This window comes from Bacillus basilensis (assembly GCF_050630465.1).
Taxonomy (GTDB): Bacteria; Bacillota; Bacilli; order Bacillales; family Bacillaceae_G; genus Bacillus_A; species Bacillus_A basilensis.
Window position 1 is genome coordinate 1 of sequence record NZ_JBNTQO010000013.1, and the last position, 21,862, is coordinate 21,862.

The following is a 21,862-nucleotide window of genomic DNA, read 5'->3' on the forward strand; positions in this document are numbered from 1 at the left end:
GGATCAAACTCTCCAATAAAGTTAGTTTGTCTAGCATCTAAAAATAAAAATTGACGTTTCACGTTGTTTGTTTCGTTTAGTTTTCAAAGTTCAACATCGCGTTTCAGCGACTTTTATAATATATCATAGTATATTATTTTCGTCAACAAGTTTTTTTCGATAACTTGTATCTCTCATTTGCTGACTCTGCCTATTATATAAGCTTTCTCTTATCTATGCAAGTATTATTATAAAAAAATAAAGAGGGGAGAAATCTCCCTCTCTTATTCTTCTGAAGAAACCTCTTCGCTTGTTTCTTCTTCGTCATCTTTTTGTGCTTTTGCTACCGTCGCTACCTCTTGCTCATCTTCTAATCGAATTAGACGAACACCTTGTGTATTACGTCCCATTTGAGAGATTTGATCAACTGGCATACGAATAATAACACCCGCTGCTGTAATTAACATAATGTCTTCTTCACCTGTTACAGACTTAACCGCTACTAATTTACCGTTCTTATCTGTAATGTTACAAGTCTTCAGACCTTTACCACCACGACTCTGTAGTCTATACTCTTCAACCGGCGTACGTTTACCATACCCATTCTTCGTTACGATTAAAACATTCGTATCTTCTTCAACAATTTCCATACCTACGACTTGGTCCTCTTCGCCTAGTGTAATAGCTTTTACACCAGCTGCATTACGGCCCATAGAACGTACATCTTGTTCGTTGAAGCGGATTAACATACCGTTACTTGTCCCTACGATAATATCTTTATCACCAGATGTTAAACGTACAGAAATCACTTCATCTTCTTCACGAAGCGAAATTGCAATTAAACCGTTCGTACGTATATTTGCAAATGATGAGAGTGGCGTTCTCTTAGAGATACCTTGTTTCGTTGTAAAGAATAGGAACTGATCGTCACCAAACTCACGAATTGGAATAATGGCGTTGATCCACTCACCTTTATCTACCCCTAATAGGTTAATAATCGGTAGCCCTTTCGCTGTACGACTATACTCTGGAATTTCATATCCTTTTGTACGGTATACTTTACCCTTGTTTGTGAAGAATAAAATATGATCATGTGTAGAAGTAGTCAATAAATGTTCTACGAAGTCATCATCGTTCGTTCCCATTCCTTGTACACCACGTCCACCACGGTTCTGTGTTTTGTACGTAGAAGCTGGTAACCTCTTAATGTAACCATTATGAGTTAACGTAATTGCAATATTTTGCTCTGGAATTAGATCTTCATCTTCAATAAATTCCATACCGCCGATTGTAATTTCTGTTCGTCTCTTATCATTGAAGCGCTCTTTTACTTCTGTTAATTCTTCTCGAATAATCTCAAGAACTTTCTCTTCATCTGCTAATATCGCCTTTAATTCAGCAATTAACTTCATTAAATCTTGATATTCTTGCTCGATTTTCTCACGTTCTAATCCTGTTAAACGTTGCAAGCGCATATCTAAAATCGCTTGTGCTTGTTTCTCACTTAAACCGAAACGTTCCATTAAACCTTGCTTTGCGATATCAGCTGTTTTTGAACTACGGATTAAAGTAATAACTTCATCAAGGTGATCTAACGCAATGCGTAATCCCTCTAGAATGTGGGCACGTGCTTCTGCTTTCTCTAATTCGTAAGCAGTACGTCTACGAATTACTACCTTTTGATGCTCTAAATAGTAATATAGATTTTGTTTTAAATTTAGGACTTGCGGCTCTCCATTTACAAGAGACAACATATTAATACCGAAGCTTGTTTGAAGTGCCGTGTGTTTATATAGATTATTTAATAGTACATTGGCATTTGCATCACGACGTACTTCCATAACAATACGCATACCATTTCGATCTGATTCATCACGTAAATCTGTAATACCTTCAATTTTCTTATCGCGAACTAATTCTGCAATTTTTTCAATTAATCGTGCCTTATTAACTTGATAAGGTAGTTCCGTTACGATAATAGATTGTTTACCATTTGATTTCTCTTCAATTTCAACTTTGGCACGAAGCATAATAGAACCTCGTCCTGTTTCATAAGCTCTACGAATACCACTTCGCCCTAAGATTAAACCTGACGTTGGGAAGTCTGGCCCAGGAATATACTCCATTAATTCCGCAATCGTAATGTCAGGGTTATGGCTTAATGCCAATACACCATCAATTACTTCGCCAAGTTGATGCGGCGGAATGTTTGTTGCCATACCAACTGCAATACCCGTCGTACCATTTACTAGTAGGTTAGGGAAACGAGCTGGTAATACAATTGGCTCTCTTTCAGAACCATCATAGTTATCTTGATAATCAATTGTATTTTTTGAAATATCACGTATTAATTCCATAGAAATCTTAGACATTCTTGCTTCTGTATAACGCATTGCTGCCGCTGAATCTCCATCAACAGAACCAAAGTTACCATGACCATCAACAAGCATATAACGTTGACTAAAATCTTGCGCCATACGTACCATCGTTTCATAAACAGCTGAATCTCCGTGGGGGTGATACTTACCGATTACTTCGCCGACAATACGCGCCGACTTCTTATATGCTTTATCAGCTGTAATTCCTAAATCATTCATCGCATATAAAACCCTACGATGAACCGGTTTTAACCCATCACGAACATCTGGTAATGCACGAGATACGATAACACTCATCGCGTAATCTAAAAATGAGGTACGCATTTCATGACTAATATTAATTTCTCGAATTCGTGCTTGTTGTTGATTGTCTGACATCAACGAGCACCTCCTCTTACATTTCCGTTACACATACATTGATTTATATGTAGAAGACAGGAATACTTAAATTCCTGTCATTACTCATTTAAATATCAAGGTTTTTCACGTATTTTGCATTTTCTTGGATAAAGTTACGGCGTGGCTCTACTTTATCCCCCATTAAAATCTCAAATGTTTCATCTGCTTCAATTGCATCTTGAAGAGAAACTTGAAGTAACGAACGTACTTCTGGGTCCATTGTTGTCTCCCACAGCTGGGTTGGATTCATTTCTCCTAGACCTTTATAACGCTGAATTCCAGGTTTAGGTTGGGCTGGTAATTCAGCTAGTATTTTTTCAAGTTCCTTATCGTTGTAAGCATATTGAATTTTTTTACCTTGTTGTACTTTAAACAATGGTGGTTGTGCAATATAGATATAACCACACTCAATTATTTGACGCATATAACGATAGAAGAACGTTAATAATAGGGTACGTATATGTGCACCATCCACGTCGGCATCCGTCATAATAATAATTTTATGATAACGAGCCTTCTCAATATCGAAATCCCCACCAATATTTGTACCAATTGCTGTAATAATTGTACGCACTTCATCATTAGATAAAATTTTATCTAATCGCGCCTTTTCAACGTTAATAATTTTACCTTTAAGTGGTAAAATCGCTTGGAAATGACGGTCACGTCCTTGTTTCGCAGATCCGCCGGCAGAGTCACCCTCTACGATGTAAATTTCACTGATTGCTGGATCTTTCGAAGAACAATCCGCTAATTTACCTGGTAAACTTGAAACTTCTAATGCACTCTTTCTACGTGTTAATTCACGAGCTTTTTTAGCAGCTACACGCGCGCGCGCTGCCATCGTACCTTTATCTACAATTTTACGCGCAACATTTGGATTTTCTAGTAAGAACTTTTCAAAGGCCTCCGAGAATACAGATTCTGTAATCGTTCTCGCTTCACTATTTCCAAGTTTCGTCTTCGTTTGTCCTTCAAATTGTGGATTTGGATGTTTAATTGATACGATCGCTGTTAAACCTTCACGAACATCTTCACCAGTTAAATTACTATCCGCATCCTTTAAAATATTATTTTTTCGACCATAATCGTTGATTACACGCGTTAGGGCAGTTTTGAATCCTACCTCATGTGTACCACCTTCATACGTATGAATATTATTTGTAAATGAGTAAATATGATTTGTATATCCTTCGTTATATTGCAACGAAACTTCAACCTGGATTCCATCTTTTGAACCTTCCACATATACAGGCTCTTCATGGATTGGTTGTTTTGAACGATTTAAATGCTCCACATAAGATTTAATTCCACCTTCATAATGGAACTCTTTCTTTTGCTTATGTTCACGCTTATCTTCAATTGTTAATTTAATATTACGATTTAAAAACGCCAACTCACGCATACGAGTTGCTAACGTATCAAATTCATATTCTGTCGTCTCTTTAAAGATTTCTGGATCTGGCTTAAAGCGAGTTATTGTTCCTGTTTGATTTGTATCACCGATAACTTTTAAATCAGCAACCGGAATACCTCTTTCGTATTTTTGGTAATGGATTTTACCATCACGATGTACAAATACCTCTAGTTCTGTTGATAATGCATTTACAACAGATGCTCCAACACCATGCAAACCGCCAGAAACTTTATAACCGCCACCGCCAAATTTACCACCAGCGTGAAGGACAGTCATAATAACCTCTACTGCAGGACGTCCCATTTTTTCTTGTATACCAACTGGAATACCACGTCCATTATCGGTTACAAGAATACTATTATCTTCTTCGATGCTAACATTAATTTCATCGCAATATCCTGCTAATGCTTCATCGATACTATTATCGACAATTTCCCACACAAGGTGGTGAAGTCCTTTTCCACTCGTAGATCCAATATACATACCTGGACGTTTCCGAACTGCCTCTAGTCCCTCAAGCACCTGTATTTGGCTTTCATCATATGCGTTCTCTTGCATTTGTTTTTGGTCCATTGACACAAAGATCACCTACTTTTCCATTTAAACGGGGGTTATGCCCTATCTATTTCACAATCTACCGTGCCGTTCGTTACATGAATTGTTTTTGCTTCTTTCAATGTTTCGTGTTCAATTCCGTCGACACTCGTCGTTGTCACAAATGTTTGCACCTTACCTTGAATTGTATTTAACAGATGTGATTGACGATAATCATCTAGCTCTGATAAAACATCATCTAATAAAAGAATTGGATATTCCTTAACTTCTGAGTAAATCAATTCAATTTCAGCTAATTTTAGGGACAGTGCGGTCGTTCGTTGTTGTCCTTGCGAACCAAAGACTTGAACATTTTTACCATTAACGAAGAATTGTAAATCATCACGATGAGGACCTATTAAAGTCGTACCACGGAAAATTTCACGTTGTTTCACGGATTGAAAACTTTCATAGTATACTTCTTTTATTTTCGACAAATCCATTGATTCTGATACATCTACGCTTGGTTTATAGATGATTTCTAACTCCTCTAATCCTCTACTAATCCCACGATGGATTGGTGCAGCCCATTCTTGTAGTAAGTGCAAAAACTCAAAACGTTTTCGCAATATTTTTGTACCATGTTCAATGAGTTGAAGTGTAAATACATCCAACATCGTTTCCTCATTTTTGCTATTCCCTTGCATTTTTTTAAGCAAGTGATTTCGTTGCGTGAGCACCTTTTGATATTGACTTAGTTCATACAAATAAACGGGTGCTATTTGTCCAAGTTCCATATCTAAAAAGCGTCTTCTTACTTGAGGGCTTCCTTTTACAAGATTTAAATCTTCTGGGGCAAACATGACAACATTCATTTCACCGATGTATTGGCTTAGTTTTTGTTGTTCAAGTTGATTTAACTTTGCCTTTTTGCCTTTTTTAGAAATATTTAACTCTAAAGACAAAGAACTGTTTCTTTTTTGCAAGCTACCTTTGATTTGACCATAATCTTCATCCCAGCGAATGAGCTCACGATCATTAGAGGTTCTATGAGATTTCGCCATCGCTAATACGTAAATAGCTTCCATCAAATTTGTTTTCCCTTGTGCATTTTCGCCAATAATTACATTGACCTTATCCTCAAAGGAAAGCTCTAATTTTTCATAATTGCGATAGTTTTTTAATTGTATTTCTTTAATAAACAAAGGGCTCCCCCTTTATGCCTGAACTTGGAAAGTTCCGCTTCCTGGAATTTCAATAATATCGTTCGCATACAGTTTGCGACCTCTTCTATTTTCAAGTTCTTGATTCACGTACACTTCATATTCTTGTAAAAACCATTTTACAGCGCCACCTGTATCAATTACATCGGCTAACTTTAAAAATTGTCCTAGTGTAATATACTCTGTTGAAATTTTAATACGTTTCATAAAATCGCTCACTTTCTGAAAGTGTTCATTCTTTCATTGTACTAAATAAACTAGCATTAGGAAAGTAATACCCAAAAATCAAATAAGGGCTACTAGCATCTGAAAACTAGCAACCCTTATTTCTTACTTAGTAAGTACGAACCGGTAAAATTAATTGAATAATGGATTCATCATTTACTGTACGAATTAAGAATGGTCTCATTGCTCCAGTAAAGCTAATCTTAATTTCAGTACTATCTAATGCCTTTAGTGCATCCATCATATATTTTGCACTAAAAGATATTTTTAACTCTTCCCCATCTACTTTTTCACATTGAACTTCTTCTACTACTTTTCCGATTTCTGGTGAATTGGAAGAAATTTCTAGCATTTCCTGTTCTAAGGTTGATAATTTCACAACATTATTACGACCATCTCTTGCTAATAGAGATGCACGATCAATTGCTTGTAAAAATTCTTTTGTATTTACAAAAATATCCGTTTTACTCTCTGCTGGAATTAAACGAGTTGTATCAGGGTAGTTTCCTTCTAACAATCTTGAGAAGAATAATAAATGTTTTGTACGGAATAATACTTGATACTCCGTAATAACGATATCTACCATTTCTTCAGATTCATCTAGAATTTTGCTTAATTCATTTAAACTTTTCCCTGGAATAACAACACTCGCTTGGAATTCATCTCCAATGCCTTCGATTTTTGCTTTTCTCAGGGCCAACCTGTGACTATCTGTAGCAATGCAAGTTAGTTCGCTGTTATATACCTTCCAGTTTACACCTGTCAAGATCGGTCTTGTTTCAGAAGTGGAAACTGCGAATACAGTTTGTCTGATCATATGTTTAAGTAAATCCGTTGGAATTTTAAAAACATGATGTTCTTCAATTTGTGGTAACAATGGATATTCTGCAGAATCTAAACCATTTAAATTAAACTCTGATTTTCCAGAAGTTATTTTTGTCATCAAATGATTTTCCACAGAAATTTCTACAGTTTCTTTAGGTAATTTTTTTACAATTTCACTAAAATATTTTGCCTGTAAAACAATACTTCCTGATTGTCTTACTTCTACGATTTCTTTTCCATCTTCTTCAACTGGGATAAAAGATTCAATCGAAATATCAGCATCGCTTCCTGTTAATGTAACTCCTTCTTCCGTAGCGACAACTTTAATTCCTGTAAGGATCGGAATTGTTGTACGAGAAGAAACAGCCTTCATTACATCTTGTACACTTCTTACAAGATAGTCTTTTTGTATTGTAAAACGCATAAAGAAAAACCTCCGGTAAGTATATGATTTTATTTAATTAATAAAGATAAAAAATAGTAGTAATAGTAGTAGGGCTTGTGGATATGTGGATAACTCCTTTGAAAGATGTAAAAACAGTCTATCTACATGTGGATAGACTGTGCGTAAAACAAGGGAAGTTATTCACACTATTCAGCTACTACTTTAAAATATCGTTAATTTCTTCAACTTGCTTTTGTAATTGCGTATCCGTTTTAAGTAGCTTAGAAATTTTTTCATGGGCATGGATAACGGTTGTATGATCACGTCCACCGAATTCTTCACCTATTTTAGGTAAGGAGGAGTCTGTAAGTTCGCGTGATAAATACATTGCAATTTGGCGAGGAAAGGCAACTGATTTTGTTCGCTTTTTCGCCTTGAAATCTTCTAATTTTACTTGATAAACATCCCCGACAGCCTTTTGGATATCATAAATGGAGATAATTTTTGGTTTAGAATTTGGAATAATATCTTTAAGTGCTTCAGCTGCTAAATCAGCATTAATATCTTTGTTAATTAAAGATGAATAAGCTACAACTCGGATGAGTGCGCCTTCTAGTTCACGAATATTTGAATCAATTTGATTTGCAATATAAAGCATGACCTCATTTGGTATATCAAGTCCTTCAGCCTTTGCTTTTTTACGTAAAATTGCAATTCGTGTTTCTAAATCTGGCGGCGTAATATCCGTAATAAGTCCCCATTCAAAGCGAGAACGAAGACGATCTTCTAAAGTTGGAATTTCTTTTGGTGGCCGATCACTTGAAATTACAATTTGTTTACTTTCTTCGTGTAATGCATTGAATGTATGGAAAAACTCTTCTTGAGTTTGTTCTTTTCCTGCTAAAAATTGAATATCATCTATTAATAAAACATCTACATTGCGGTATTTATTACGGAAATCGACCGCTTTATTATCACGAATAGAATTAATGAATTCATTTGTAAATTTTTCTGATGATAAATATACAACCTTTGCGTTTGGGTTATGTTCAATTACATAATGACCAATTGCGTGCATTAAATGGGTCTTTCCAAGTCCAACTCCCCCGTAAATAAAGAGGGGATTATATGCTTTAGCTGGTGCTTCGGCTACGGCCAATGAAGCAGCGTGAGCAAAACGGTTACCAGAGCCAATAACAAATGTATCAAACGTATATTTTGGGTTTAGCATACTCTGTGGTAAATGATTAGAATCATCTTGTGCTGAATTTGGTTTAGCAGGAGGAAGATCGATCTCCTCTTCCGCTTGACTTTGGGGAATAATAAAGCGAATAGCTAATTTTGCCCCTGTTAAATCATAAAGTGTTTCCGAAATTAGCTCTGAATAATGAGATTCTAACCAATCACGAGCGAATTCATTTGGAGCCGTAATTGTTAATACGTCTTTCTTTAAATTATGTGCGGTTGTTGATTTTAACCATGTTTCATAACTGGGTTTACTGACCTTTTTTTCTAGTTCTTTTAAGGCACTGTTCCATAAATCAGAGATGTTTTCCAAAGGTGTCCCTCCTTTACTAAGATGGTAAAAGAATAAGGTTGCGCAACAAATGTACAACCTAAATAAATATAAAATGTATATTTATACGAAACGTATTTTAAAACCTAAAAACGTCGTTTGTATATGAGATAGGGTTTTCGACAAAAAAAGCGAATGTGGATAAGCATTTACCCACATGTGATTAAAACTGTCCACATGTTATACACAATTTGTGGATAAGATAAAGATGTGGAAAACTTATTCAAAGTGAAAACACAACTATAATATCAAAAAAAAGTAGCTATAGCAATGAAATTAAGAAAGTTATCCACAAAATCAATACCTTGTGGAATAAACTTGTCCACAACACGATATACTGTGTAAAAGTACGAAACGAGTTTGTGGATATAAAAAACAAGAAAAAACATTTATCCACAAGGAAATATAGGATCTGTGAAAAAGTATGTGAATAGGTTCAAAATGAATATTTGATGAAAATTTCGAGAACCATTGACATTTTCCTAGTTGATTAACTATAATTTATAGGACTGTCTTTAACAGATATTCCTCAGGGAGGTGTCATATAATGAAAAGAACTTACCAACCAAATAAACGTAAGCGCAGCAAAGTACATGGTTTCCGCAGCCGTATGAGCACAGCGAACGGACGTAAAGTGCTAGCAGCTCGTCGTCGTAAAGGAAGAAAAGTATTATCTGCGTAGACCACTGATCGTTCAGTGGTCTTTTTTTCTAATAATAGTGAATTTCCGCTGATGAACTACAGGAGTGTCAATTGATATGAAGAAAAAACATCGTATAAAAAAGAATGATGAATTCCAGACGGTTTTTCAAAAAGGAAAATCGAATGCGAATCGTCAGTTTGTTGTCTATCAACTAGATAAAGAAGAGCAGCCAAACTTTCGTATTGGCCTTTCTGTCAGCAAGAAAATAGGAAATGCAGTAGTGCGTAACCGAATTAAACGTATGATTCGCCAGTCGATCACAGAATTAAAAGATGAGATAGATTCTGGAAAAGATTTTGTTATAATAGCAAGGAAGCCTTGTGCAGAGATGACATATGAAGAATTAAAGAAAAGCTTAATTCATGTCTTTAAACGCTCTGGTATGAAAAAAAATAAAAAGTAGCGTAAGGAAATGAATTACACTATATACATACCGATACAAGGAGGAGTAGGCTTTGAAAAAGAAATTAGGTTTACTAGCCATGGTTGTTGCATTAATGGCGATTACTGCTGGCTGTAGTGAAGTAAATCAGCCAATTACACCAAAAAGCACTGGAATTTGGAATGAATACTTCGTATACCCGCTTTCTCAATTAATTACGTATTTTGCCAACTTATTTGGTAGTAATTATGGTTTAGCAATCGTTGTTACGACTCTTATTATTCGTTTTGCATTATTACCATTAATGATTAAACAAACGAAGAGTACGAAGGCAATGCAAGCGTTACAACCAGAAATGGTGAAGTTAAAAGAGAAATATAGCTCTAAAGATCAGGCAACACAGCAAAAACTACAACAAGAAATGATGCAGTTATACCAGAAAAATGGTGTAAACCCATTAGCAGGATGTTTACCAATCTTTGTTCAGATGCCTATTTTATTCGCGTTTTACCATGCGATTATGAGAACAGCAGAAATTAGTAAGCATACATTCTTATGGTTCGACTTAGGACAGGCAGATCCGTACTATATCTTACCGGTTGTTGCGGCAATTACGACATTTATTCAGCAAAAACTTGCAATGGCAGGAACTGCTGGTCAAAATCCGCAAATGGCAATGATGATTTGGCTAATGCCAATCATGATTTTAATCTTTGCAATTAACTTCCCAGCTGCATTATCACTTTACTGGGTTGTTGGTAATATCTTTGGTATCGCTCAAATGTACTTGATCAAAGGGCCGGAAATTAAGGCTAGTAAGGCAGGAGGATCAAGCAAGTGAGTATAATTACTGCTAAAGGACAAACAGTCGAGCTGGCAGTACAAGATGCTTTAAGGCAATTAAATGTTTCAAAAGACCGAGTGGATATAAATATTATCGATGAGGGTAAAAGAGGATTCTTAGGCTTATTTGGGAACCGACCTGCAGTAGTAGAAGTTGTATTGAAGAAAGATCCAATTCAAGAATGTGAAGAATATTTAAAAAATGTTATTCACGATATGGGTGTGGAAGCTGAGATTAGTAAAATTGTAAAAGGACGCGAAGTTGAATTTACAATTTCTGGAGAAAACATAGGTGTTTTGATTGGGAAAAGAGGAAACACCTTGAATTCTTTACAGTATTTAACGAAACTTGTGGCAAATCGCAATACGAGGCAGTATATTGGTATCACACTAGATGCTGAAAATTATCGTAGTAAAAGAAAAGCTACATTAGAAGCACTTTCTTATCGATTAGCAAAACAAGTAGTAAGTACGAAAAAAAGAGTTGTGTTGGAACCTATGCCATCTTTTGAACGAAAGATTATTCACCAAGCATTATCTAATCATCAAAATATCATTACAACTTCTGAAGGAAAAGAACCACATCGACATGTTGTAATATCTTCCAAATGACCGGTTACTCAATTGAGTGCCGGTTTTTTTTTTTAGGGGAAAACAGGTGTGGATAACTGAAAAACACTAAACTTATCCACTGTGAATAAGTTTAGTGTTTTTTACATGAGGACATAATAAAATGAGTTATTATTCTTTTGTAGATAGGTTCGTTATGGTATTCTAATAATTTAGTGAAGAAAATAATCATGTTGAAATAGAGATAAATAAGCAAGTGAGGTGAAAGGACATGGAATTCGATACAATTGCCGCGATTTCCACAGCGCTTGGAGAGGGTGCAATTGCCATTGTTCGAGTAAGTGGGGATGATGCGGTTGAAAAAGTTAATCGTATTTTTAAAGGGAAGGACTTAACAGAGGTTTCTTCTCACACAATTCATTATGGTCATATTGTTGATTTAGATACAAATCAGGTTATTGAAGAAGTGATGGTGTCTATTATGCGTGCACCAAGGACTTTTACACGTGAAAATATAGTAGAAATTAACTGTCATGGTGGACTTGTTTCGGTAAATAAAGTATTGCAGCTTATTTTAGCGCAAGGAGTACGATTAGCAGAGCCTGGTGAATTTACAAAACGTGCTTTTTTAAATGGCCGTATTGATTTATCACAAGCAGAAGCTGTTATGGACTTAATCCGTGCAAAAACAGATCGTGCAATGAACGTAGCAATTAATCAAATGGAAGGGCGATTATCTAAATTAATCGGCCGTCTGCGTCAGGACATATTAGAAACGTTAGCTCATGTTGAGGTAAACATAGATTACCCGGAATATGATGATGTGGAAGAAATGACACATACTATTTTAATTGAGAAAGCTACACATGTTCGTGCTGAAATTGCAAAAATATTAGAAACATCGAAGCAAGGAAAGATTTTACGTGAAGGTATTGCTACTGCAATCATCGGTAGACCTAACGTTGGGAAGTCATCGCTATTAAATAGTCTCGTTCAGGAGAAAAAGGCAATTGTAACTGATATTGCAGGAACAACTCGTGATGTTATTGAAGAGTACGTTAATGTGCGTGGTGTACCACTTAAACTTATAGATACAGCCGGGATTCGTGAAACAGAAGATGTTGTTGAACGAATTGGTGTAGAGCGTTCAAAGGAAATGATGAGCCAAGCTGATTTAGTGTTAGTTGTCGTTAATTATAGTGAAGCTTTAACGAATGAGGATGAAGATCTATTCCGTGCCGTACAAGGAAAAGATTTCATTGTCATTGTAAATAAGACAGATTTACCACAAGCAATCGATATGGAACGTGTTACAGCATTGGCAGCGGGAAATCGTGTTATTACAACGTCGTTAATTGAGGAACAAGGAATAGATGAGCTTGAAAAGGCAATAGCTGATTTATTTTTTGAAGGAACAATTGATTCTGCAGATGTGACGTATGTTTCTAACGCGAGACATATTGGATTATTAACACAAGCAGGAAGAACAATTGGAGATGCAATTGAGGCGATAGAAAATGGTGTGCCAATTGATATGGTACAAATTGATTTAACACGGACGTGGGAAATACTTGGTGAAATTACTGGTGATACCGTTCATGAAAGCCTAATTGACCAGTTGTTCTCTCAATTTTGTTTAGGAAAATAATATAGCGATGTTTTAGAAAGATAGAGATTATTAGGAGGAATAAACGATGGGATACAATGCCGGTTCATACGATGTCATAGTAATCGGTGCAGGTCATGCAGGATGTGAAGCTGGTCTTGCGGCAGCACGAATGGGCTCCAAAACATTAATGTTAACAATTAATTTAGATATGGTAGCGTTTATGCCATGTAACCCTTCTGTTGGTGGACCAGCAAAAGGGATTGTTGTTCGTGAAATTGATGCATTAGGCGGAGAAATGGGACGCAACATTGATAAAACGTATATTCAAATGCGTATGTTAAATACAGGTAAAGGACCAGCTGTACGCGCACTTCGAGCACAAGCAGATAAGTTCTCTTACCAGCATGAATTAAAGAAAACAATTGAAGAAACACCAAACTTAACGTTGTTCCAAGGAATGGTAGAGCGTTTAATCGTTGAAGATGGCGAATGTAAAGGGGTAATTACGCAAGCTGGTGCTGAATATACAGCAAAAACAGTTGTAATTACGACTGGAACGTTTTTACGCGGTGAGATTATTATGGGAGATTTAAAATATTCGAGCGGTCCGAATAATCAACAACCATCTATTACGTTATCAGAACATTTAGAGGAGCTTGGATTTGATCTTGTTAGATTTAAAACAGGTACACCTCCGCGTGTAAATAGTAATACGATTGATTATAGTAAAACAGAAATTCAGCCAGGTGATGATAAACCACGAGCTTTCTCTTTTGAAACGACAAAATTTATTATGGATCAAATTCCATGTTGGTTGACGTATACAAGTACGGAAACACATCGTTTAATAGATGAAAACCTACATCGCTCAGCTATGTATTCTGGTATGATTAAGGGAACAGGACCTAGATATTGTCCTTCAATTGAAGACAAAGTAGTAAGGTTTAATGATAAACCACGTCATCAAATTTTCTTAGAGCCAGAAGGACGTAATACACAAGAAGTGTATGTACAAGGTTTATCCACAAGCTTACCAGAAGACGTGCAGCGTGATATGCTTAGAACAATCCCTGGTCTAGAAAACGTTGAAATGATGCGTACAGGTTATGCAATTGAATACGATGCAATTGTGCCAACACAACTATGGCCAACACTTGAAACGAAAAAAATTAAAAATTTATATACAGCAGGACAAATTAACGGAACTTCTGGTTACGAAGAGGCAGCAGGACAAGGACTTATGGCTGGGATTAATGCAGCATGTCGTTCTTTAGGTAAGAAAGAAGTTATTTTAGGGCGTGAGGATGCTTATATTGGTGTCTTAATTGATGATCTTGTTACGAAAGGTACAAATGAACCATATCGTTTATTAACGTCTCGTGCAGAATACCGTCTATTATTACGCCACGATAATGCTGATCTTCGTTTAACTGAAGTTGGTCGTGAAATTGGATTAATTAAAGAAGAGCGCTATGAGCGATTTACAAATAAAAAGTTACAAATTGAACAGGAAAAGGAACGTTTAAGCAGCATTATTATTAAACCACGTCCTGAAGTTCAAGAATTGATTCGCAGCATTGGTGGAAGTGAATTGAAAGATGGAATACGTGCAAGTGACTTATTACGTCGTCCAGAGATGACATATGAGCATATTCATCTTTTAGTACCAAGTGAAGTAGAATTAAGTGATGAAGTGACAGAACAAGTTGAAATTCAGATTAAGTACGAAGGATATATCGAAAAATCTTTACAGCAAGTAGAGCGTATGAAAAAAATGGAAAACAAAAAAATTCCTGTAGATATTGATTATGATGCGATTTCTAGCCTTGCATCAGAAGCTAGACAGAAATTGAAAGATGTTCGTCCACTTTCAATGGGGCAGGCTTCACGTATTTCTGGCGTAAATCCAGCGGATATTTCCATTTTACTTGTGTATATTGAACAAGGAAAAATTGCGCGAGTATCGAACCAATAAATAGTAAGGAGATATTGTTAGATGAACATAGAACAATTTCAATCTATGCTAGAAGAGAAGGGTATCACCCTCTCTTCTAGACAGTTAGAGCAGTTCGAAATCTACTTCGAAACATTAGTAGAATGGAATGAAAAAATGAACTTAACGGCTATTACGGGGAAAGAAGAAGTATATTTGAAGCACTTTTTTGATTCCATTACAGCTGCTTTTTACTATGATTTTTCAAAACCATTCTCAATTTGTGATGTTGGCGCAGGAGCTGGATTCCCAAGTATTCCATTAAAAATCTGTTTCCCGCATTTAAAAGTGACGATTGTAGACTCGTTGCAAAAACGTATTAATTTCTTAAATCATTTAGCACAAAAGTTGGAATTAAGTGACGTCGCGTTTTGTCATGATCGTGCTGAAACATTTGGGAAAAAAGAAGGTGTACGTGAATCGTACGATATTGTAATGGCACGTGCAGTTGCACGTCTTTCAGTATTAAGTGAGCTATGTTTACCACTTGTAAAAGTTGGGGGAACATTCATTGCAATGAAAGGTGCTGCAGCAAACGAAGAAATTGAAAATGGCAAGTATGCTTTAGAGGTGCTAGGCGGGAATTTAAAAGAAATGTCTACGTTCCAATTACCGTTTGAAGAAAGTGAACGTAATATTTTATTAATCGAGAAAAAGCGCAAGACACCAAAGAAATATCCACGCAAACCGGGAACACCCAATAAATTACCTATTGAAAAATAAATCTTATTAGACGTAAGATTAAATTATATAAATGAAAACGTAAATGTTTCATAGGAAACATTTTATGGAGAATAGTCAATAGGCCTAAAAGGTGGTGGAATATGTATGAAAAATACGTTTTCTCGTTTATTTGGCTTTGGAGATAAAGAGAGCGAATTCGAATTACAAGACGAAAGCCATGAAGAAATAGATAAAAAGGTATATGAAGAAATACAAGAAATTCCGATAGTAAATATTACCCCTAACCGTTATCAACCACGAACAGTTTTTGATGATGCGCGTATTGAGGAACTAGCATTAACGATTCGTACACACGGACTTATTCAACCAATTGTTGTGAGGCAGTATGAGGATGATAAGTACGAGATTATTGCTGGAGAAAGACGTTTTCGTGCGGCAACAAAGTTAGGTTGGGAGAAGGTTCCTGCAATTATAAAGAACTTAAATGATACAGAAACAGCTTCTGTAGCTTTAATTGAAAACTTGCAACGTGAGGAACTAACAGCAATCGAGGAAGCTGTGGCCTATCAAAAGCTAATTGAGTTACATAATTTAACACAAGAAGCATTGGCACAACGACTTGGAAAAGGACAATCCACAATCGCAAATAAGTTGCGATTGTTAAAGTTGCCTGAAGAAATAAAAAGCGCATTATTAGAAAAAAGCATTACAGAACGCCATGCTCGCGCGCTCATTCCTTTAAAAAACGAGGAATTACAACTGAAGGTTTTACAGGAAATTGTGGAGAAACAACTGAATGTAAAGCAAACAGAGGAACGAATTGCGAAATTACTAGAGGAAGCAAAACCGAAGCGTAAGGCAAAGCAAAAAGCAGTAAGTCGAGATACTAGAATTGCTATGAATACAATTAGGCAGTCCTTACAAATGGTTGCTGACAGTGGTTTAAATGTTAATTCTGAGGAAGAAGAATTTGATGAGTACTATCAAATTACAATTAAAATTCCGAAGAAAAAATAATAATGGCGCGTTAGAGACCTGATCCTATTGGATAGGTCTCTTTTACTATATTTTCTTGTGAGATGAAGAAGGAGTTTACAAATAAATTTTGAAGTTTAATAAGGACGTAAAAGAAAAACTTTTATTTCATGTTACAATAAACGTAATTGTTACTAGAATAAGATAGAAAGGTTGAAAGTAGGTGACATCATGGGAAAAATCATTGCTATTGCCAATCAAAAAGGTGGCGTTGGGAAAACAACAACATCTGTTAATTTAGGGGCTGGATTGGCACAAGTAGGTAAAAAGGTCCTTCTTGTAGATATTGACGCTCAAGGAAATGCAACGACTGGTGTGGGAATTGAAAAATCCGAATTAGATCAATGTATTTACAACGTTCTTGTGGAAGATGCAGATGTTCAAGGGGTTATACGTAAAACCGCAACTGAAAACTTAGATGTTCTACCCGCTACAATTCAATTGGCAGGTGCTGAAATTGAATTGGTACCGACTATTTCCCGGGAAGTACGTTTACAAAGGGCATTACAGCCAGTTCGTGATGAATATGACTATATTATTATCGACTGTCCCCCGTCCTTAGGGTTATTAACGATTAATGCATTAACCGCAGCAGATTCTGTTATTATTCCTGTTCAATGCGAATATTACGCACTAGAAGGATTAAGTCAGCTATTAAATACAGTTCGACTTGTGCAAAAGCACTTAAATAAAAATCTAGCAATTCAAGGTGTATTGCTAACAATGTTGGATGCCCGTACAAATTTAGGGATTCAGGTTATAGATGAAGTGAAAAAGTATTTTAGAGATAAAGTATATCGTTCAATTATCCCTCGTAATGTTCGCTTGAGTGAAGCACCAAGTCATGGGAAACCAATTATGCAGTATGACGCTAAATCAAGAGGGGCAGAAGTATATATAGATTTAGCAGAGGAAGTGATTGCAGGTGGCTAAAGGATTAGGAAGAGGAATCAATGTGTTTTTTCCTGATTTAGATGTGAAAGAAGAAGAAACAATTCAGGAGATTACGATAACTGAATTAAGACCGAATCCATATCAACCACGTAAACACTTTAATAAAGATGCGATTCAGGAATTATCGGCTTCTATTAAAGAGCACGGCATATTACAACCGTTAATTGCTAGGAAGAGTATTAAAGGATATGAAATTGTTGCAGGTGAAAGAAGATATCGTGCTGCTAAAGAGGCCGGACTCGAAAAGGTACCTGCCGTTGTAAGACAATTAAATGAGCAGCAAATGATGGAGTTTGCATTGCTTGAAAACTTACAACGTGAAGATTTAAATCCAATGGAAGAAGCAATGGCCTATCAAATGTTAATGAATGAGCTAAATGTAACGCAAGAACAATTAGCAAAACGTCTTGGTAAGAGCAGACCTTACATTGCAAATTATACGCGGTTATTAAGCCTCCCTCCGTTTGTACAAGACATGATTGCAAATGGTCAACTTTCAATGGCTCATGGGAGAACGTTACTTACAATAAAAGATGGAGAACAATTGAAATCTTTATTGAAACGAATCGAAAAAGAAGGATTAAATGTTCGTCAATTAGAGAAAATTGTTCAGGAGATTAATCAGCGCGTTTCACGTGAAACAAAACAAGTGAAAAAAGAGAGAAACATATTTTTTGTAGAACGCGAAACGTTCTTAAGAGAAAAATTTGGCACAGATGTGAAAATTAAAGAAACGAAAAAAGAAAAAGGTAAAATCGAAATTGAATTTTTTAATAAAGAAGATTTAAATCGTATTTTAGAATTATTAGCGCAGAAAAATTAAAAAGCAAACCATCTTATTATTTATAGATGGTTTGCTTTTTTTAATACAGATAATTTTTGATCTGTTTCTTTTATACTTTGTGCAATTACATCAGCCATTTTCATAACTAAACTTAATCTTGTATTTTGCAGAACGAAAAACTCCATAAAACCATTTAGATTTACGATGCCATGAATATGTAGGTCACCAACTGCAGGTAATTTCTTATTCATTGCAGCTCCGGGTTTACTAGGCCCCATTCCGGTAGTGATGGAACCGATGCTTTGAGACTTTCCTAAACAGGCATCAACCGCAATTATAAATGAAGTAGGATTTTCTTTCTGTATATTCTGAAATTTTTCTTCTAAATTTAGCGCATGTACCGGCTCATCTAGTGTGCCGAACACTTGGAAGTTTTTAATTCCTACTTGTTCTAATTTCGTACCGACTAACGGACCGAGTGCATCGCCTGTAGAACGATCTGTTCCGATGCAAACGAGAATAATCGGTATATTCGTTTTAATAGGGATATGGGAAAGTAAGAAGTTACTGATTGTCTCGGAGGCTTCTACGTCTTGGTGCATAACATTTTGAGTTTCTTTTTCGAAAAAGGGTAAGCGAAAACTTCCAATATTCATGAAGCATCCATCCTTTTAATAAATTTTCAAAATATGTTATATGGTGAGTAAAATGGAAAACTATAAGTGCGTACTTTCTGTAAAACTTGAGTGAAAACGGAAATAATAGTACTAGTATATATCTATTCGTTCCATTTTATACCTGCATGGAAGTTAACAAATGTAATTAAAATCATAAAAATTTTTCAGCAATTAGAAGACTTCTGATACAATAAGAAGGATAACTAAAAAGAAATTTTGGCTGGAGAGGTAGAGGTACATGGATTTATTAACGAAGTGGTTTAATGCTACGAAACAGTATTTATTAAATGCTGATCGTTGGGCTGATATTGGAACAGCGACATTGAAAATATGTATTATTTTAATCATTGGTGCAGTTGTTGTACGAGTTGCGCGTGCAATTGTACGAAATGCGTTTCGTATGGGAAGTCGTTCGCCAATTCAAATTTCAGAACGTCGTACAGTTACAGTAGCAAAGTTACTTGAAAATATTGTGGCATACGTTGTTATGTTCATTATGCTAATTGCGATTTTAGGTGTGTTTAATATTAATGCATCTGGTTTATTAGCCGGTGCCGGGGTAATTGGTTTAGCGGTCGGATTTGGTGCTCAAAGTTTAGTGAAAGATGTCATTACAGGGTTATTTATCTTGCTAGAAGACCAATTTTCAGTGGGAGACTATGTGAAAATTGGCCAGTTTGAGGGAGTCGTTTTAGAAATTGGACTTCGTACAACAAAAATAAAGAGCTGGACAGGCGAAATTCATACTTTACCAAACGGAAGTATCATTCAAGTTACTAACTATTCAGTTAGTAATAGTGTTGCATTTGTTGATGTATCTATTTCGTATGAGGCTGACATAGCGAAAGCAGAGCAAGTCATTGAAGAATTATTAGAAGAATTACCTGCGCAATATGAGCAAATGGTAACAACGCCTCTGTTATTAGGCGTGCAAACATTAGCTGCATCAGAAGTTATATTACGTGTTATTGCAGAAGTAGAGCCGATGCAACATGCGGTTATTGCAAGAGCACTTCGTAAAGAAATTAAAAATCGTCTAGATTTACATGGTATTGAAATTCCATATCCACGTATGGTTTTATATAATCGTGAAGAATTGGTGAGTGGAAAAGCAATTTAGTATGGAGAGGGGTTTGGAGAATGGAGCAAAAGCAGTATAACTTGTACGATGTTGTGGAAATGAAGAAAGCCCACCCATGTGGTGAGAATCGTTGGAAGATTATTCGTATGGGAATGGATATCCGCATTAAGTGCGAGGGATGTGACCATTCAGTAATGATTCCTCGAAGAGAGTTTGATCGTAAGGTGAAAAAAATACTTGTGAAGCACGAAGAATAGAGAGAAAGTAACAGTTGCAGTGGGTAGCTGTTACTTTTTTTCGTTTGGAGGAAACTTGTCATTTTTTTCGTTACTATCTATAATGATGAAAGATTGAGACATAGGAGTGAAAAATATGGGATTAACGGCTGGGATTGTTGGATTACCTAACGTAGGGAAGTCCACTTTATTTAATGCAATTACACAAGCAGGAGCAGAATCTGCAAACTATCCATTCTGTACAATTGATCCAAACGTAGGAATTGTAGAAGTACCAGATGAGCGTTTAAATAAATTAACGGAATTAGTAGAACCGAAAAAAACTGTTCCGACTGTATTTGAGTTTACTGATATTGCAGGTATCGTAAAAGGCGCTAGTAAGGGTGAAGGATTAGGAAATAAGTTCTTATCTCACATTCGCCAAGTAGATGCAATTTGCCAAGTTGTTCGTTGTTTTGAGGACGAAAATATTACGCACGTTTCAGGGAAAGTAGATCCAATCGATGACATTGAAACAATCAACTTAGAGCTAATCTTAGCAGACTTAGAATCTGTTGATAAACGTATCGAGCGTGTTGCGAAACTAGCAAGACAAAAGGATAAAGAAGCAGTATATGAGCATGAAATTTTAGTACGTTTAAAAGAAGCTTTCGAAGAGGGAAAACCGGCTCGTACTGTTGAATTTACAGAAGAGCAGATGAAGATTGTTAAAGGTCTTCATTTACTGACAACGAAAGAAATGTTATACGTAGCAAACGTAAGCGAGGACGATGTTATCGATCCTTCTGAAAACAAATACGTACAGATGGTAAAAGAATTTGCTGCAAATGAAAATTCTCAAGTAATCGTTGTATGTGCAAAAATCGAATCAGAAATCGCTGAGTTAGACGAGGAAGAGAAAAAGGTATTCCTTGAAGAACTAGGCATTGAAGAATCTGGTTTAGATCAACTAATTCGTGCTGCATATGATTTATTAGGACTTGCTACTTACTTCACAGCCGGTGTGCAAGAAGTACGTGCATGGACGTTTAAACAAGGTATGAAAGCACCACAATGTGCGGGTGTAATTCATACAGACTTTGAGCGTGGATTTATTCGTGCGGAAACAGTTTCTTATGATGATTTAATGACAAACGGTTCTATGACAGCTGCAAAAGAAGCTGGAAAAGTACGTTTAGAAGGAAAAGAGTATATCGTAAAAGACGGAGACGTTATGCACTTCCGCTTCAACGTTTAATTTAATATTTCCTAGGAAAAATAAAGATATGAGCTTGGCAAATATATTATGTGTTTGCCAAGTTTTTTATGTATGGGTGAGTTGATTCATCTAACTTACTATGATATAATCTAAACTCGTGAGTAATTACTAT

Annotated in this window: 20 protein-coding genes; 13 read left to right on the forward strand and 7 right to left on the reverse strand. The window is 36.0% G+C overall.

The window, feature by feature from the left end; genetic code table 11:
- Window positions 1-263 precede the first annotated feature (263 nt).
- From gyrA to dnaA, 6 genes are all read right to left on the reverse strand, one after another.
- Window positions 264-2,735, reverse strand: a complete 2,472-nt coding sequence (gene gyrA, locus ACQVV1_RS20825; protein ID WP_063224002.1) for a DNA gyrase subunit A — start codon at window positions 2,733-2,735, stop codon at window positions 264-266.
- A gap of 88 nt (window positions 2,736-2,823) precedes the next feature.
- Window positions 2,824-4,746, reverse strand: coding sequence for a DNA topoisomerase (ATP-hydrolyzing) subunit B (gyrB, locus tag ACQVV1_RS20830; protein WP_063224001.1), 1,923 nt, complete (start codon window positions 4,744-4,746; stop codon window positions 2,824-2,826).
- 38 nt (window positions 4,747-4,784) lie between these two features.
- Window positions 4,785-5,912, reverse strand: coding sequence for a DNA replication/repair protein RecF (recF, locus tag ACQVV1_RS20835; protein WP_060633074.1), 1,128 nt, complete (start codon window positions 5,910-5,912; stop codon window positions 4,785-4,787).
- A gap of 12 nt (window positions 5,913-5,924) precedes the next feature.
- Window positions 5,925-6,137, reverse strand: coding sequence for a S4 domain-containing protein YaaA (gene yaaA, locus ACQVV1_RS20840; protein ID WP_000821369.1), 213 nt, complete (start codon window positions 6,135-6,137; stop codon window positions 5,925-5,927).
- 127 nt (window positions 6,138-6,264) lie between these two features.
- Complete coding sequence (dnaN, locus tag ACQVV1_RS20845) at window positions 6,265-7,404, reverse strand: DNA polymerase III subunit beta (RefSeq protein ID WP_063223999.1); 1,140 nt, start codon at window positions 7,402-7,404, stop codon at window positions 6,265-6,267.
- A 178-nt stretch (window positions 7,405-7,582) separates the two neighbouring features.
- Window positions 7,583-8,923, reverse strand: a complete 1,341-nt coding sequence (dnaA, locus tag ACQVV1_RS20850; protein ID WP_097951318.1) for a chromosomal replication initiator protein DnaA — start codon at window positions 8,921-8,923, stop codon at window positions 7,583-7,585.
- 565 nt (window positions 8,924-9,488) lie between these two features.
- Here dnaA and rpmH point away from each other — a divergent pair.
- From rpmH to spo0J, 10 genes are all read left to right on the forward strand, one after another.
- Entirely contained in the window at window positions 9,489-9,623 is a 135-nt protein-coding gene (rpmH, locus tag ACQVV1_RS20855) for a 50S ribosomal protein L34 (RefSeq protein ID WP_000831901.1), read from the forward strand.
- 76 nt (window positions 9,624-9,699) lie between these two features.
- A complete protein-coding gene (rnpA, locus tag ACQVV1_RS20860) occupies window positions 9,700-10,047 on the forward strand; it encodes a ribonuclease P protein component (protein ID WP_063223998.1) in 348 nt (115 codons plus the stop codon).
- Between the two features lie 52 nt (window positions 10,048-10,099).
- Window positions 10,100-10,867, forward strand: a complete 768-nt coding sequence (gene spoIIIJ / locus ACQVV1_RS20865) for a YidC family membrane integrase SpoIIIJ (protein ID WP_063223997.1) — start codon at window positions 10,100-10,102, stop codon at window positions 10,865-10,867.
- Window positions 10,864-11,481, forward strand: a complete 618-nt coding sequence (gene jag / locus ACQVV1_RS20870) for an RNA-binding cell elongation regulator Jag/EloR (RefSeq protein WP_063223996.1) — start codon at window positions 10,864-10,866, stop codon at window positions 11,479-11,481. Before spoIIIJ ends, jag begins: the two co-directional genes overlap by 4 nt.
- Window positions 11,482-11,710: 229 nt before the next feature.
- Entirely contained in the window at window positions 11,711-13,087 is a 1,377-nt protein-coding gene (mnmE, locus tag ACQVV1_RS20875) for a tRNA uridine-5-carboxymethylaminomethyl(34) synthesis GTPase MnmE (RefSeq protein WP_309259583.1), read from the forward strand.
- A 46-nt stretch (window positions 13,088-13,133) separates the two neighbouring features.
- Window positions 13,134-15,023, forward strand: a complete 1,890-nt coding sequence (gene mnmG / locus ACQVV1_RS20880; RefSeq protein ID WP_063223994.1) for a tRNA uridine-5-carboxymethylaminomethyl(34) synthesis enzyme MnmG — start codon at window positions 13,134-13,136, stop codon at window positions 15,021-15,023.
- A 21-nt stretch (window positions 15,024-15,044) separates the two neighbouring features.
- Complete coding sequence (gene rsmG, locus ACQVV1_RS20885) at window positions 15,045-15,764, forward strand: 16S rRNA (guanine(527)-N(7))-methyltransferase RsmG (protein WP_242254046.1); 720 nt, start codon at window positions 15,045-15,047, stop codon at window positions 15,762-15,764.
- Between the two features lie 105 nt (window positions 15,765-15,869).
- Entirely contained in the window at window positions 15,870-16,742 is an 873-nt protein-coding gene (gene noc / locus ACQVV1_RS20890) for a nucleoid occlusion protein (protein WP_000799026.1), read from the forward strand.
- 189 nt (window positions 16,743-16,931) lie between these two features.
- On the forward strand, window positions 16,932-17,693 hold the full coding sequence (gene soj / locus ACQVV1_RS20895) for a sporulation initiation inhibitor protein Soj (protein ID WP_000516117.1): 762 nt from the start codon (window positions 16,932-16,934) through the stop codon (window positions 17,691-17,693).
- Entirely contained in the window at window positions 17,686-18,537 is an 852-nt protein-coding gene (gene spo0J, locus ACQVV1_RS20900; RefSeq protein WP_431169454.1) for a stage 0 sporulation protein Spo0J, read from the forward strand. Before soj ends, spo0J begins: the two co-directional genes overlap by 8 nt.
- Before the next feature lie 20 nt (window positions 18,538-18,557).
- On the opposite strand, the gene yyaC is transcribed toward spo0J, so the two are convergent.
- Window positions 18,558-19,154, reverse strand: coding sequence for a spore protease YyaC (yyaC, locus tag ACQVV1_RS20905; protein WP_431169455.1), 597 nt, complete (start codon window positions 19,152-19,154; stop codon window positions 18,558-18,560).
- A 259-nt stretch (window positions 19,155-19,413) separates the two neighbouring features.
- Here yyaC and ACQVV1_RS20910 point away from each other — a divergent pair, with 259 nt between their 5' ends.
- The 3 genes from ACQVV1_RS20910 (at window position 19,414) to ychF (ending at window position 21,729) form a co-directional block, all read left to right on the forward strand.
- The gene (locus ACQVV1_RS20910; protein WP_242254050.1) at window positions 19,414-20,295 is read left to right on the forward strand and encodes a mechanosensitive ion channel family protein; all 882 of its coding nucleotides are present in this window, start codon (window positions 19,414-19,416) and stop codon (window positions 20,293-20,295) included.
- A gap of 20 nt (window positions 20,296-20,315) precedes the next feature.
- The gene (locus tag ACQVV1_RS20915; protein WP_000436051.1) at window positions 20,316-20,513 is read left to right on the forward strand and encodes a DUF951 domain-containing protein; all 198 of its coding nucleotides are present in this window, start codon (window positions 20,316-20,318) and stop codon (window positions 20,511-20,513) included.
- Window positions 20,514-20,628: 115 nt separating this feature from the next.
- The gene (gene ychF, locus ACQVV1_RS20920) at window positions 20,629-21,729 is read left to right on the forward strand and encodes a redox-regulated ATPase YchF (protein WP_000524667.1); all 1,101 of its coding nucleotides are present in this window, start codon (window positions 20,629-20,631) and stop codon (window positions 21,727-21,729) included.
- Window positions 21,730-21,862 lie beyond the last annotated feature (133 nt).